Origin of the sequence: Marinibacterium sp. SX1 (assembly GCF_050389775.1) — a bacterium.
In the GTDB taxonomy this organism is placed as follows: Bacteria; Pseudomonadota; Alphaproteobacteria; order Rhodobacterales; family Rhodobacteraceae; genus Marinibacterium.
The window spans coordinates 1,284,578-1,299,109 of record NZ_CP177144.1; the positions used below are offsets into that span (position 1 = coordinate 1,284,578).

The 14,532-nt window shown below is 69.6% G+C and carries 11 protein-coding genes; all 11 read left to right on the top strand.

Going from position 1 to position 14,532, the window contains the following annotated elements; genetic code table 11:
• The 11 genes from ACK3BB_RS05730 (at position 1) to ACK3BB_RS05780 (ending at position 14,496) form a co-directional block, all read left to right on the top strand.
• Entirely contained in the window at positions 1–1,086 is a 1,086-nt protein-coding gene (locus ACK3BB_RS05730; protein ID WP_428927766.1) for a helix-turn-helix transcriptional regulator, read from the top strand.
• A gap of 40 nt (positions 1,087–1,126) precedes the next feature.
• Positions 1,127–3,232, top strand: coding sequence for a TonB-dependent siderophore receptor (locus ACK3BB_RS05735; protein ID WP_428927767.1), 2,106 nt, complete (start codon positions 1,127–1,129; stop codon positions 3,230–3,232).
• On the top strand, positions 3,226–4,158 hold the full coding sequence (locus tag ACK3BB_RS05740) for an iron-siderophore ABC transporter substrate-binding protein (RefSeq protein WP_428927768.1): 933 nt from the start codon (positions 3,226–3,228) through the stop codon (positions 4,156–4,158). Before ACK3BB_RS05735 ends, ACK3BB_RS05740 begins: the two co-directional genes overlap by 7 nt.
• Positions 4,155–6,119, top strand: coding sequence for a Fe(3+)-hydroxamate ABC transporter permease FhuB (gene fhuB, locus ACK3BB_RS05745; protein ID WP_428927769.1), 1,965 nt, complete (start codon positions 4,155–4,157; stop codon positions 6,117–6,119). The genes ACK3BB_RS05740 and fhuB overlap by 4 nt, the downstream gene beginning before the upstream one ends.
• Positions 6,116–6,889: an ABC transporter ATP-binding protein gene (locus tag ACK3BB_RS05750; protein WP_428927770.1), complete on the top strand. Its 774-nt coding sequence runs from the start codon at positions 6,116–6,118 to the stop codon at positions 6,887–6,889. Before fhuB ends, ACK3BB_RS05750 begins: the two co-directional genes overlap by 4 nt.
• A 61-nt stretch (positions 6,890–6,950) precedes the next feature.
• On the top strand, positions 6,951–8,648 hold the full coding sequence (locus tag ACK3BB_RS05755) for an ABC transporter ATP-binding protein (protein ID WP_428927771.1): 1,698 nt from the start codon (positions 6,951–6,953) through the stop codon (positions 8,646–8,648).
• A 673-nt stretch (positions 8,649–9,321) separates the two neighbouring features.
• The gene (locus tag ACK3BB_RS05760) at positions 9,322–10,449 is read left to right on the top strand and encodes a CaiB/BaiF CoA transferase family protein (protein WP_428927772.1); all 1,128 of its coding nucleotides are present in this window, start codon (positions 9,322–9,324) and stop codon (positions 10,447–10,449) included.
• A gap of 487 nt (positions 10,450–10,936) precedes the next feature.
• Positions 10,937–11,851 (top strand): metal ABC transporter substrate-binding protein, encoded by a 915-nt coding sequence (locus tag ACK3BB_RS05765; protein ID WP_428927773.1) that lies wholly within the window; start codon positions 10,937–10,939, stop codon positions 11,849–11,851.
• 64 nt (positions 11,852–11,915) lie between these two features.
• The gene (locus ACK3BB_RS05770) at positions 11,916–12,809 is read left to right on the top strand and encodes a manganese/iron ABC transporter ATP-binding protein (protein WP_428927774.1); all 894 of its coding nucleotides are present in this window, start codon (positions 11,916–11,918) and stop codon (positions 12,807–12,809) included.
• Complete coding sequence (locus ACK3BB_RS05775; protein ID WP_428927775.1) at positions 12,806–13,663, top strand: metal ABC transporter permease; 858 nt, start codon at positions 12,806–12,808, stop codon at positions 13,661–13,663. Before ACK3BB_RS05770 ends, ACK3BB_RS05775 begins: the two co-directional genes overlap by 4 nt.
• Entirely contained in the window at positions 13,663–14,496 is an 834-nt protein-coding gene (locus tag ACK3BB_RS05780) for a metal ABC transporter permease (protein WP_428927776.1), read from the top strand. The genes ACK3BB_RS05775 and ACK3BB_RS05780 overlap by 1 nt, the downstream gene beginning before the upstream one ends.
• Positions 14,497–14,532 lie beyond the last annotated feature (36 nt).

Consider the following 14,532-nt stretch of genomic DNA (forward strand, 5'->3'; position numbering starts at 1 on the left):
ATGACCTTCATGCCCCGCATGACCGCCGAGATCCGCCGGATCCAGCCCGTCAGGCCGCTGCAGGTGCGCCGGCTGGACGGGGTGGTGGCCGACCTGTGGCATGCGCGCGGGCAGAGCGGGGGCGGCGGGTTCTACGTGTCGCCCGATCCGCGGGTCGTGGTCTTTCTGGACGAGCCGGGCGCGGGCGGTGCCGGGACCGGAGACGGCACCGGGAGCAGGAGCGGGGCCGATGCGGTCTGCCTGCGGACCGAGCCCCGGGGCGCCTGGGTCCCGGGGGTGCGGGCGCTGTTTGTGCCGCCCAACGTGCCGCTGTGGAGCGAGATCCGCGCGGCCCGGGATTTCACCCATCTCGACCTGCATTTCCAGGCCGATGCGCTGGCCCGGCGGATGGGGGGCGCAGGGGTGCCGGCCCAGCCCCGGCTGCACAACGTGACCGACCGCATCCAGCCCATCGCCCGGCTGCTGGCCGCCGAGGTGGCCGCTCCGCGCCGGCCCGACCTGATGATGGATGCGCTGCTGACCGCCCTCATGGCCGAGGTCTTTGACCTGCCCGCCGATGCACCCGACGCGCCGGGCGCAGGCGACGCCGGCCGGGCCGGGCCGCACAAGGGCGGGCTGCCCCCGGCCAAGCTGCGCCGGCTGGCCAGCCATGTGCGCGACAACCTGCACCGGCCGATCGGCGTGGCCGAGCTGGCCGAACTGGCCGGGGTTTCGCCCAGCTGGTTCCAGCGCGCGTTCAAGTCGTCGGTCGACGAGACCCCCCAGCGCTGGGTCACCGGCATCCGCCTGCAGGCCGCCCGCGAACAGATGCGCGACGACGGGCTGCGGCTGGCCGATATCGCGGCGGCTACCGGGTTTTCCGACCAGGCCCACCTGACCCGGACCTTCCGCGCGGCCTATGGCCAGACCCCGTCGCAATGGCGCCGCGACCAGGACGCGGGAACGGGGACCGGGCCGGAAACGAGGACAGCACCGGCGCGTCCGCTGATCGCCGGGCCGGACAACCGGCGGAAATCCGCGGAAATGGCATCGGATGGTTCAAAGCGCGGTCGCCTCATTCAATCCGGGGTGGCCATCCCGAGTTAAACACTCGGGATCTTTTCTTCCTCAAGCGCGGACGGGACACATGACCAGAACCATGGGGTATTTCCTTCTTTCCGGCGTCAGCCTGCTGGCGCTGAGCGGCGCGGCACTGGCGCAATCGACGGCCGATATCGTCTATCTCGGTGAAATCCAGATCGGGGCGGGCGACGATGCCACGGCCCCGGTGGCCGGCTATGTGGCCGACAGCGCCCAGACGGCGACCAAGAGCAACACGCCCCTGCTGCAGACCCCGCAATCGGTGTCGGTCATCACCGGCGACATGATCGAGGACCAGGGCGGGACCAACCTGGGCGACACCTTGCGCTACACCGCCGGCGTCTTTGCCCAGCCCTATGGCACCGACCCGCGCTTCGACGCTCCGACGATCCGGGGCTTTGATGCGTCCAATGCCCAGTATCTCAACGGCCTGCGCCTGATGCGCGATTTCGGCGCGCCCAGCTTCGAGACCTATTCGCTGGAACGCATCGAAGTGCTGCGCGGCCCGGCTTCGGCGCTTTACGGCTCGGGCGTGCCCGGCGGGATCATCAACCAGGTCCAGAAACGCGCCTATTTCCTCGACTTCGGCGAGGCCGGCATCGGCGTCGGCAGCCCGACGGCCAACGAGGCCTTTGTCGATTACAACACCGCGCTGACCGATACCTTTGCCGCCCGCTTCACGGCCGTCGTGCGCGACACCGAGGAAGATGTCGAAGAGCTGACCAACACCCGGGGCTACCTGGGCCTGGCCACGCGCTGGCTGCTGAGCGACCGGACCACGCTGCAATTCCTGGGCTCGTACCAGAAGGACGGCCCGATCACCCCGGCCGGCGTGCCCTATGACCTGGTCGGCCAGGTCGACGACAAGGACCTGCGCAGCTTCTACGGCGGCGATCCGACCGACGACAACAGCGACCGGACCATCGGCAACATCGGCTTCGAGCTGGCCCATGACCTGGGCGCGGGCTGGGGTCTGGACATGGGCTTCCGCTACCAGAAGTTCGACTGGGACTATACCGGCTTCTACGTCAACAACACCGTGACCGACGGCGACACGATCTCGCGCGGGGGCAACAACCAGTACGAGGACAGCAACACGCTGAACCTCGACACCCGGGTGTCGGGCGACGTGATCCTGGGCGGGGTCCAGCACCAGCTGCTGTTCGGTGTCGACCTGCGGCGCTACGCGGCCTACGAGGCGACCGAGTTCCTCTATGCCGACGACATCAGCTTTTCCAACCCGGTCTACAACGGGGCCAACCTGTCGGCGCCCTGGTACACGGCCGTCAGCGACCTGACGATCGAGCAGGTGGGCATCTATGCCCAGGACGAGATCGCGCTTGGCAACCTCAACCTGTCGATGGCCCTGCGCCATGACTGGGTCGACCAGACCGGCACGACCTATACCAACTTTGCCGGCACGTCGGATGCCGGCCAGTCCGACCAGGCCACGACCGGCCGGATCGGCGCGTCCTACCTGCTGGACAACGGCATGGCGCCCTACATCAGCTATGCCACGTCCTTTGACCCCGAGGTCGGTGCCGATATCGACGGCAACGCGCTCAAGCCCACCGAGGGCGAGCAGTGGGAAGCCGGGATCAAGTACCAGCCCGACGGGTTCAACGGGTTCTTCACCGCGGCCATCTTCCGCATCGACCAGACCAACGTGTCGGCCAGCGTGTCGGAAAACGGGCTCAGCGGCCTGCGCCAGATCGGCGAGGTCCGGTCCGAGGGGCTGGAGCTGGAAGCCAATGTCAGCCTGATCGACGGGTGGAACCTGCACGGGGCCTATACCTACAACAAGACCGAGCAGAAGAACGGCGACAACCCGGGCGCCGAAATGCCCAACGCGCCCGAACATTTCGCCAGCCTCTGGGCGACCAAGGCGTTCGACGGCTCGCTGGCCGGGCTGACCCTGGGCGGAGGCGTGCGCTATATCGGTGACCGCTTCGGCGATGCGGCCAACAACTTTGCCCTGGACGAAGTTGTCCTGGTCGACCTGCTGGCCGAATACGAGATCACCGAGAACATGCACCTGGCCCTGAACGTGACCAACCTGGGCGACCAGGCCTACGTGGCCAATTGCGGGTCCTTCGGCTGCTATTACGGCGATGGCCGGACGGTGCAGGCGCGATTGACCTACAAGTGGTAACCAACGGCCATATCGGGCGGCGGTCGGTCCTGGCCGGCGCCCTGGCTTCCCTCGCCCTGCCGGCTTCGGCGGGGCGTCTGCGTCTGGCGGCCATCGACTGGGCCATGCTGGAAACGGCCATGGCCCTGGGGGCCGAGCCGGTCGCGGCCTGCGAGCTGATCCGCTATCGCGAAACGGCCGTCACGCCCGAGATCCCGGCGCGGGTGACCGACCTGGGCCTGCGCGGGTCGCCCAATTTCGAATTGCTGCAGCTGACCCGGCCCGACCTGATCCTGACGTCGAACTATTACACCCAGATCGAGGCCCGGCTGCGCACCATCGCCCCGGTGCTGGTGCTGCCGTTCTACGTGGCCGGCGAACCGCCCTGGGCCAAGGCCGTGACCGCCCTGTTGCGCCTGTCGGACGAGCTGGGCATGCCCGAGCGGGGCGTGGCCGTGGCTCGGGCGGCCGAGGACGAGCTGGCCATGCTGGGCGCGCGGCTGTCCCAGGGCGACGGGCGGCCAGTCTATGTCATCGACATCGGCGATCCGCGCCATTTCCGGGCCTTCGGGCCCGACAGCATGTTCGGCGAGATGCTGACCCGGCTGGGCCTGGCCAATGCCTGGAGCCGGCCCAGCCGCTTTGCCTTTTCCGCGCCGGTGCCGCTGGAGCGGCTGGCCGAGGAGCCCGAGGCGCGAATCGTGACCGTGTCGGGGGTGCCGGTTCTGGCCCGGCGGGCGCTGGAACGTTCCGTGCTCTGGACCCGGCTGAACCCGGTGGCGCGTGGCCGGGTGCTGCACCTGCCCGACGTCAATCCCTTTGGCGGCGTGCCGGCCGGGCTGCGCTTTGCCCGGCTGCTCAGCGCCGCGATGACCGGTGCCCCGAACGCCGCGATGACCGGCGCCGGCAGCGGCCCGGCCCGCCCGGCGGCGGAAGTGCCGTCATGACCCGACGCATGGGCCTGACCTTCGGCCTGGCGCTGCTGCTGGCCGGAGCCATGTGGCTGCAGGCCGCGCTGGAGATCCTGCCGGCGGGCTGGCCGGCGCTGCCGCTGCGGCCCGATGCCATGACGCTGGACCAGATCCTGCTGGGCTTCGGCCTGATGCCCCGCGGGGTTGTCGCCCTGCTGGCCGGGGCGCTGCTGGGCCTGTCAGGCGCGCTGTTGCAAAGCGTCTTTCGCAACCCGGTGGCCGATCCGTCGACGCTGGGCATTTCCTCGGGCGCCCAGCTGGCGCTGGTCACGGCCACCGTGCTGGCCCCCGGCTGGCTGGCCTGGGGCACCTGGCCCGTGGCCCTGGCCGGAGCCGGGCTGGCGGCGGCGTTGGTCATGGGGCTGGGCGCGACGCGGGCCTTTCACCCGGTGACCATGGTCATCGGGGGCATGTTGGTCGGGCTGTTCACCTCGGCCATTGCCACGGCCATGACCCTGTCGCAGGGGCAATATCTCTTTTCGCTGGTCGTCTGGACCGGCGGGTCGCTGGTCCAGACCGGCTGGGGCCCGGCCGGCACGCTGGCCCTGGTGCTGGCCGCCGGCGCGCTGGCCACGGCCCTGCTGGCCCGGCCGCTGCGCGTGCTGGGCATCGGTGCCGAGGGTGCCAGCTCGCTGGGCCTGAACGTGGCCCTGATCCGCGCGCTGGCCGTTGTGCTGGCTGTCGTTCTGGCCGCATCGGTGTCGGCCGCCGTCGGGCTGGTGGCCTTTGTCGGCCTGGCCGCGCCGGCCGTTGTCCGCGCCCTGGGCGCCCGCACCATGGGCGCCGTGCTGGCCCTGTCGCCGCTGGCCGGGGCGCTGATCCTGTCGCTCTGCGACGGGCTGGTGCTGGGCCTGAACGCGGCCGTGGGCGAGATGTTTCCCACCGGAGCGGTCACCGGGCTGGTCGGCGGGCCGCTGCTGCTGGCCCTGTTGCCCCGCCTGCGCAATGCCGCGCCCCCGGCGGCCGAGGCCCAGGTGCCCCGCCGGGCCCGCCCCGGCCGGTTGCTGGCCGGGCTGGGTGCGCTGGTGGCGGTCGGTGTTGTCGTGCTGGCCCTGGTCGGCCGCCTGCCCGAGGGCTGGTGGCTGCTCGATCCCGAAAGCGCCCGGGCCTTCCTGCCCAACCGCCTGCCCCGGCTGGTCGGGGCGGGGGCGGCCGGCGGGCTGCTGGCCCTGGCCGGGGCGATGCTGCAACGGCTGACGGCCAACCCGCTGGCCTCGCCCGAGGTGCTGGGCGTGTCGGGCGGCGCGGCGATCGGCTATGGCGCCGTGATCATGCTGGTCGCCGGCCCCGGCACGCTGGTCCTGACCGGCGGGGCGGCCGCCGGCGGAGCCTGTGCCCTGGCGCTGATCTCGGTCTATGCCCTGCGCGGCGACATGGGCCCCGACCGCGTGCTGCTGGCCGGCATCGCCGTTTCGGCCCTGTCCGGTGCGCTGCTGTCGGCCATGATGGCCGCCGGTACGATGAAGAGCTTTGCCATCCTGGCCTGGATCAGCGGGTCGGCCGCCACCCTGACCGGGCCGGGCGCGCTGGCCCTGCTGGTCATCCTGCTGGCCCTGACCGCCGGAGCCATGGCCATGGCCCGCTGGCTGACCATCCTGCCGCTGGGCGGGCCGGTGGCCCGGGCGCTTGGCGTGCCGCTGGGCCGCGCCCGGGCGGGCATCGTGCTGATCGCCGGGCTGGCCACCGGCGCCGCGACGATCCTCGTCGGCCCGCTCAGCTTCGTCGGCCTGATGGCCCCCCACCTGGCCCGCCGCCTGGGCCTGGCCCGTGCCCGCGACCACCTGGTCGGGTCGGTCCTGATCGGCGCGGCCCTGATGCTGGCCTCGGATTTCGGAGCGCGCATGGCCAGCTTTCCCTATGACCTGCCGCTCGGCCTCTTTGCCTCGCTCCTGGGCACGCCCTGGCTGATATGGCTCATGCTGAGAAGACCGCGATGACCACCCCGCTGTTCGAGATCGACACCCTGACCTATGACGTGCCCGGCCGCCGGCTGCTGGACGGGCTGTCGCTGACCCTGCCCGCCGGGCGGCTGATCGGGCTGATCGGCCACAACGGCTCGGGCAAGTCGACCCTGCTCAAGCTGCTGGCCCGCCAGGTCACCGGCGGCGGGCGCATCCTGTTCGAAGGCCGCGACCTGGCCGGCTGGCCGGCCAGGGACCATGCCCGCCGGCTGGCCTACATGCCCCAGCACACGCCCCCGACCGAAGGCATGCTGGTCGAGGAACTTGTCGCCCTGGGCCGCTATCCCTGGCACGGCGCGCTTGGCCGGCCCGGCCCGGCCGACCGGGCGGCGATCGATGCCGCCCTGGCCGCCTGCGGGCTGGACCCCTGGCGCGGCCGCCAGGTCGACACCCTGTCGGGCGGCGAGGCCCAGCGGGCCTGGCTGGCCATGCTGGTCGCCCAGGAAGCCGGCTGCCTGCTGCTCGACGAGCCGATCTCGGCCCTGGACATTGCCCACCAGGTCGAGGTGCTGGACCTGGTCCGCCGGTTGAGCCATGAGAACGGCCGATCGGTCATCGTCGTGCTTCACGATCTCAACATGGCCGCGCGCTATTGCGACCACATCGTCGCCCTGTCGGCCGGCCGGCTGGCCCTGCAGGGTCCGCCGGGCGAGATATTGACGCCCGCGGCCCTGCGCGGGATCTACGGCGTCGAGATGGAAATGCTCACCCGGGCCGACGGCAGCCCCGTCGCCCATCCGCTCTGACCGCCCCCCGGCCCGGTGCCGGGACACGACACCTGACTTCAAGCCCCAGCAAGGTACGCCCATGCTTCGCCAGTTCTTTTCCTATTACCGCCCGCACATGGGCCTGTTCTGGCTCGATTTCGGCTGTGCCGTGCTGTCGGGCCTGCTCGAACTGGCCTTTCCGCTGGCCATCACGGCCTTCGTCGACCACCTGCTGCCCCTGGGCGACCTGCGCCTGACCGTGCTGGCCGCCGTCGGGCTGATCGCGATCTACGTGGTCAACACCGGGCTGATGGCCGTGGTCATCTACTGGGGCCACATGCTGGGCATCAACATCGAGACAGAGATGCGCCGCCGGGCCTTTGCCCATCTCACCCGGCTGAGCTGGCGCTGGTACGACCGGTCGGCCACGGGCAAGCTGGTGGCCCAGGTCACCCGCGACCTCGAAGAGATCGGCGAGGTCGCCCACCACGGCCCCGAGGACCTGTTCATCGCCATCATGACCTTTGTCGGGGCCTTCGTGCTGATGGCCTGGCTGCACCTGCCGCTGGCCATCATCACGGCCGTCATCCTGCCCCTGATGGTCTGGCTGGTCGCCTTCTACGGCGGGCGCATGACCCGGGCCTGGCAGGACATCTATGGCCGAGTCGGCAATTTCAACGTCCGGCTCGAAGAGGCCCTTGGCGGCATCCGCGTGGTCCAGGCCTTTGCCAACGAAGGCCACGAGGAACAGCTCTTTGCCCGTGACAACAACGGCTATCGCAGCACCAAGCTGCAGGCCTACCGGATCATGGCCAGCTCGACGGCCATCCATTACATGGGCATGCGCTTTGTCCAGGTGGCGGTCATGGTCGCCGGGGCGACCTTTGTCCTGCAGGGCTCGCTGACCACCGGGGGCTTCGTGGGCTTTTTGCTGCTGGTCGGCGTGTTCTTCCGCCCGCTGGAAAAGATCGCCGCCGTGGTCGAAACCTATCCGCGCGGCATCGCCGGCTTTCGCCGCTATCTCGGCCTGATGTCCACCGAGGCCGACATCACCGACGCGCCCGAAGCCCGGCCGGCCCCGGCGCTGAAGGGCGAGATCGTCTTCGACAAGGTCAGCTTTGCCTATGACGATGCCCGGCCGGTGCTGCATGACATCACCCTGACCGTGCCGGCCGGCAAGACCGTGGCGCTGATCGGCCCGTCGGGGGCCGGGAAATCGACGCTGATGGCCCTGGTGCCCCGGTTCTACGACCCGGTGGCCGGGCAGGTGACGATCGACGGCATGCCCCTCGCGCAGATGACGCTGGCCTCTCTGCGCCAGCAGATCGGCCTGGTCTCGCAAGAGGTCTTCCTGTTCGGCGGAACGCTGCGCGAGAACATCGCCTATGGCAAGCTGGACGCCACCGAGGACGAGATCGCAAGGGCGGTTGAACTGGCCCAGCTGGCGCCGCTGGTCGACAGCCTGCCCGAGGGGCTGGACACGGTGGTCGGCGAGCGCGGCGTGCTGCTGTCGGGCGGCCAGCGCCAGCGGGTGGCCATTGCCCGGGTCTTCCTCAAGGATCCGCCGATCCTGCTGCTGGACGAGGCGACATCGGCGCTGGACCGCGAGACCGAAAAAGAGATCCAGGCGGCGCTGGCCCGGTTGTCAAAGGGCCGCACGGTGCTGGTCATCGCGCACCGGCTGTCGACGCTGGAAGATGCCGACGAGGTGCTGGCGCTGGACGGCGGGCGGATCATCGACCGGGGCCGCCACCTGATCGCGCCCGAACTGGCCGATCGGCTGCAGGCGGGCGACTGATCCGGCCGGCCGGGCGTGGGGCGGCTGACCCGGGGCGCTGCTACGTCGGCCGATTGTGAAGCGACTGACGCGGGTTAACGCCCTGCCGTCCGCTGATGGGGCAACTGATCCGCCCCGTTGCCGTGCCGTCCACCTGTGGGGCCGGTGAGCCGTTCTACCGCCGTCCCGCTGGGTGACTGATCCGCTCTGCTATTCGCCCGCGGGACATTTCCATCCGTGCCGCCGTCCACCCGTGAGGGCTGATCCGTCCCGCCGCCGTGCTGTCCACCGTGGGGCAGGGTATTCCCGCGTCTTCGGTGCAATCGGGGACGGTCGGGACGGGCAAGGCGGTTGACGGGCTTTGCCGGGGGATGCTCATCATCCCTTCAGCCCTGTTGCTGGAGGATCAACCGGACGTGTCACACCCGATCACCCCACCGCCTGCCCATGTCGGCCCCGCACATTGCGCGCCCGGCCGTCCCGTCGTTTTCGGTCGGGCCGCCATCCATCGCCCCACCCCCTGTCGCAGCGCCATCCGTCGCGCCACAACCAACAGCACGACCACGCCATGCCGCCGGGCAGGTCCGGGGCGCACCCGGTTCGGGCAGGCCTGCGGCGGCGCTCCCCTTGCGCCCCATGCCGTCGGCTTTGCGCCTGGCTCTCCCGTCCTGCCCGGCGCGGCCGGGGGGCGGCCATGACCGGCCCGCTGTCCGGCCTGCGCGTGGTCGAGATGCAGGGGCTGGGCCCGGCGCCGCTGGCCGGCCAGTTCCTGGCCGATCTCGGCGCCCAGGTCACGCTGATCACCCGGCGTTCGGGGCCGGCCGATCCCACTGACATCAACACCCGGGGCAAACGCTCGGTCGCGCTGAACCTCAAGACGCCCGACGGCGTGGCCCTTGCGCTGGACCTGGTGGCCGGGGCCGACGTGCTGATCGAAGGCTTTCGCCCCGGGGTGATGGAACGCATGGGCCTTGGTCCCGCGCCCTGCCAGGCGCGCAATCCGGGGCTGATCTACGGGCGGATGACCGGCTGGGGCCAGGAGGGGCCGCTGGCGCAGACCGCCGGGCATGACATCAACTATCTCGGCCTGACCGGCCTCTTGCAGGCCATCGGCCCGGCCGATGCGCCGCCGCCGCCGCCGCTCAACATCGGGGCCGATTACGCCGGGGGCACGATGTTCCTGCTGTTCGGCATCATGGCCGCGCTCTACGAACGCGGGCAATCGGGCCGGGGGCAGGTTGTCGATGCGGCCATGGTCGACGGCGCTTCGGCCCTGATGGCGCTGGTGCATGGCTGGATGGCCGGCGGCCAGTGGACCGAGGCCCGCCAGTCCAACCTGCTGGACGGGGCGGCGCCGTTTTATGGCACCTATGAATGCGCCGACGGCCGGTTCCTGGCCGTCGGGCCGCTGGAGCCGCAGTTCTTCGCCGAGCTGGTCCGCCTGGCCGGCCTGCCCGAGGATCACCGGGCCGACCAGATGGACCGGGCGACCTGGCCCGCGCGCCGGGCGGCCTATGCCCGGCTGTTCCGCAGCCGCACGCGCGACGAATGGGCGGCGATCTTCGAGGGGTCGGATGCCTGCGCCACGCCGGTGCTGTCGTTTGTCGAGGCGCCCGATCATCCGCACATGGCCGCGCGGGGCAGTTTCGTCGAAGTCGCCGGCGTGACCCAGGCCGCACCGGCCCCGCGGTTCGACCGCACGCCCTCCGGCCCGCCCGGCCCCCCGCCCGCGCCGGGGGCCGATACCGACCCCGTGCTGCGCGAGCTGGGCCTGAGCGAGGACAGGATCGCGGCGTTGAGAGAGGCAAGGGTGTTGACCTGAGACCTACGGCGCTGCGCGGGTTGGGGCGGAGGGAAAGCAGGACGTCCGCGCTGCGATGGACAGATGTGATGACCTGAGAGCCACGACCCCGCCGGCCCCGTGCCGCGCGGGTTGGGGTGGTACTGAAAGCAGGATTACGGCGCCGGGAAGGTCAGGTGTGCCGACGCGACGCCCACGGCATTGCCGACCCGACGCCGGCTTGTGCGGCGCGGGGTGGGGTCGTGCCGGGACCGGAGTGCAGTACTGAGAAGGTCAGGGGTACTGACCTGAGAATCATGGCTCCGACGATCCGGCACTTGCCCGGAACGGGCGAAGCAGGGGCGAAAATGCCTTGTTTTGTGGCACCTGCCCGCGCCCGCCCGGGGATTCTTGCCAAATTCCATGAAGATTGCATGAATCCGGCAGGCATATGCACCACGCCCCTTGATATATTGCGAATGATTTGCATTCTTATTCTCAGGTTTAACGATTGCCGAAAGGACATGGCATGGCCCTTACCCGGGCAGGTCTGATCTGCGCCCTCGGTTCCTTCGCCACGCTGGCGACGGGGCAGGGCGCGGTGGCCGAAGACAGCGACCGCATGAAGGTCGTCACGACCTTTACCGTTCTTGCCGACATGGCCCGCAACGTCGCCGGGGATGCGGCGGATGTCGTGTCGGTGACCAAGCCGGGGGCCGAGATCCACGGCTATTCGCCGACCCCCCGCGACCTGGTCAACGCACAGGATGCCGATCTGATCCTCTGGAACGGGATGAACCTGGAATTGTGGTTCGAACAATTCCTGGCCAACCTGCGCGACGTGCCGTCGGTCGTGCTGACCGAGGGGATCGACCCGATCCCGATCGCCGAGGGCGCCTATCAGGGCAAGCCCAACCCCCATGCCTGGATGGGGCTGGATAACGCGCTGGTCTATATCGACAATATCGCCGCGGCCTTCGGTGATTACGATCCGGCCAACCTGGACGCCTACATGGCCAATGCCGCGGCCTACAAGGACCGGCTGCGCGCCACGCTGGAACCGCTGCGCGCCGAGATCGCCGCCGTGCCCGAGGGCCAGCGCTGGCTGGTGACCTGCGAAGGGGCGTTCAGCTACCTCGCCCGTGACTTCGGCATGCAGGAGCTCTATCTCTGGCCGATGAACGCCGACCAGATGGGCACGCCCAAGCAGGTGCGCAAGGTGATCGACGGGGTGAAGGACAACGACATCCCGGTGGTCTTCTGCGAAAGCACCGTCAACACCGCCCCCGCCGAACAGGTCGCCCGCGAGACCGGGGCGCGATACGGCGGGGTGCTTTATGTCGACAGCCTGTCGGGCGAGGACGGGCCGGTGCCCACCTATCTCGACCTGCTGACGGTCACTGCACAGACCATTGTGGACGGGCTGAGCCCCGTGTCCGAGTAACCATCCTTATCGCGGCCGCCCTGCCCGGGGCGGCCGCAGCCATTTTTGGCGGAAAGACAAGACGATGAAGCACGACAGCCAGATCCTGACCGCAACGCCGGATCCTGCCGATCCGGGAAGCGGCATCATGGCCCGCGACGTCACGGTGACCTATCGCAACGGGCTGACCGCCCTGCGCGATGCAAGCTTTGCCATTCCCCGGGGCACGGTCACGGCCCTGGTCGGGGTCAATGGCGCGGGCAAGTCCACGCTGTTCAAGGCCATCATGGGCTTTGTGCCCCTGGGCAAGGGCGAGATCCGCCTGCTGGGCCTGTCGGTGCGCGAGGCGCTGCGGCGCAACCTGGTGGCCTATGTGCCCCAGTCCGAAGAGCTGGACTGGTCGTTTCCCGTGCTGGTCGAGGACGTGGTGATGATGGGCCGTTACGGCCACATGGGGTTCCTGCGCCGGCCCCGGGCGGCCGATCACCAGGCCGTCGAAGAAGCGCTGGCCCGGGTCAACATGCTGGACTTCCGCGACCGCCAGATCGGCGAGCTGTCGGGCGGCCAGAAGAAACGGGTGTTCCTGGCCCGGGCGCTGGCCCAGGAAGGCCAGGTCATCCTGCTGGACGAGCCGTTCACCGGGGTCGACGTCAAGACCGAGGAACAGATCATCGCCCTGATGCGCGAGCTGCGCGACGAAGGCCGGGTGATGCTGGTGTCGACCCACAACCTGGGCACCGTGCCGGAATTCTGCGACCGCACCGTGCTGGTCAAGGGCACGGTGCTGGGCTACGGCCCGACCGCCACGACCTTTACCCACGAGAACCTGGCCCTGGCCTTTGGCGGCGTGCTGCGCCAGTTCACCCTGGGCGGCACCGACCTGCATGACGACGACGACGCCCGCCAGGTCTCGATCCTGACCGATGACGAACGGCCTTTCGTGCAATACGGCCCGGGCCCCTCGGAGGAAGAGGAATGAGCCTGCTCGTCGAGCCCTTCGGCTATGGCTACATGGTCAATGCCATGTGGGTGTCGGCCCTGGTCGGCGGGGTCTGTGCCTTTCTGTCGTGTTACCTGATGCTCAAGGGCTGGTCCCTGATCGGCGATGCCCTGTCGCATTCCGTCGTGCCGGGCGTGGCGGGCGCCTACATGCTGGGCCTGCCCTTCGCTCTGGGGGCGTTCCTGTCCGGCGGGCTGGCCGCCGGGGCGATGCTGTTCCTGTCGGGCCGGTCGGGGCTGAAGGTCGACGTGGTGATCGGGCTGATCTTTACCTCGTTCTTCGGGCTGGGCCTGTTCATGGCCTCGGTCAACCCGATGGCCGTGTCGATCCAGACCATCACCATGGGCAACATCCTGGCCATCACGCCCCAGGACACCCTGCAACTGGCCATCATCGGGTTTGTCTCGCTGGCCGTGCTGCTGGCCAAGTGGAAGGACCTGCTGGTCGTCTTCTTCGACGAAAGCCATGCCCGGTCGATCGGCCTGCGCCCGGGGCTGCTGAAAGGCGTGTTCTTCGTGCTGCTGTCGGCCTGTGTCGTGGCCGCCATGCAGACGGTCGGCGCCTTCCTGGTCATTGCCATGGTCGTCACCCCCGGGGCCACGGCCTACCTGCTGTGCGACCGCTTCCCCCGGCTGATCGTCACGGCCGTGTGCATCGGCACGCTCACCAGTTTCCTGGGGGCCTATGCCAGCTATTTCCTCGACGGGGCGACCGGCGGCGTGATCGTCGTGCTGCAGACCCTGGTCTTCCTGGTGGCCTTTGTCTGGGCGCCCAAACATGGCCTGCTGGCCCAGCGGCGCAAGGCCGCCGCGGCCCTGGCGGAGGGCGCGTGATGGCCGAGGCCCTGCTGATGCCCTTCCAGTTCCCGTTCATGCAGAACGCCTTCTGGATCGCCCTGATCGTCTCGGTGCCCACGGCGCTGCTGTCCTGTTTCCTGGTGCTCAAGGGCTGGGCGCTGATGGGCGATGCGGTCAGCCATGCCGTGCTGCCGGGCATCGTTCTGGCCTATGTCCTGGGCTGGCCGCTGATCATCGGAGCCTTTGCCGCCGGCATGGTCACGGCCCTGGCCACGGGTTATCTCAGCGACAACAGCCGGGTGAAGCAGGACACCGTGATGGGCGTGGTCTTTTCCGGCATGTTCGGCCTGGGCATCGTGTTCTATGTCGCGCTCAGGACCAATGTGCATCTCGATCACATCCTGTTCGGCAACATGCTGGGTGTCGGGCCTGAAGACCTGCGCACCGCCGGGGTGATCTCGGCCGTGGTCGTGCTGGCCCTGCTGGTCAAGTGGAAGGACCTGATGCTGCATGCCTTCGATCCGATCCAGGCCCGGGCCAGCGGCCTGCCTGTCGGTCTGCTGCATTACGGCCTGCTGACCATCCTGTCGCTGACCATCGTGGCCACCCTGTCGGCCACCGGGCTGATCCTGGCCGTCGGCCTGCTGATCGCGCCGGGAGCCATCGCCTTCCTGCTCGTGCGCAGCTTCGGGCGGATGCTGGTCGTGTCGGTCGCGGTCTGCATGGTGTCGATGGTCGGCGGGGTCTGGTTCAGCTTCTACCTCGACAGCGCCCCGGCCCCGACGATCATCCTGATCCTGACGGCCTTGTTCGTGCTGGCCTTCGTCCGGCGCAACCTGCTGACCCGCCGGGCCTCGGCCACGGTCTGAGCCGGGGCCGGACCGGCCATGGCCGGGCGGCGGGAC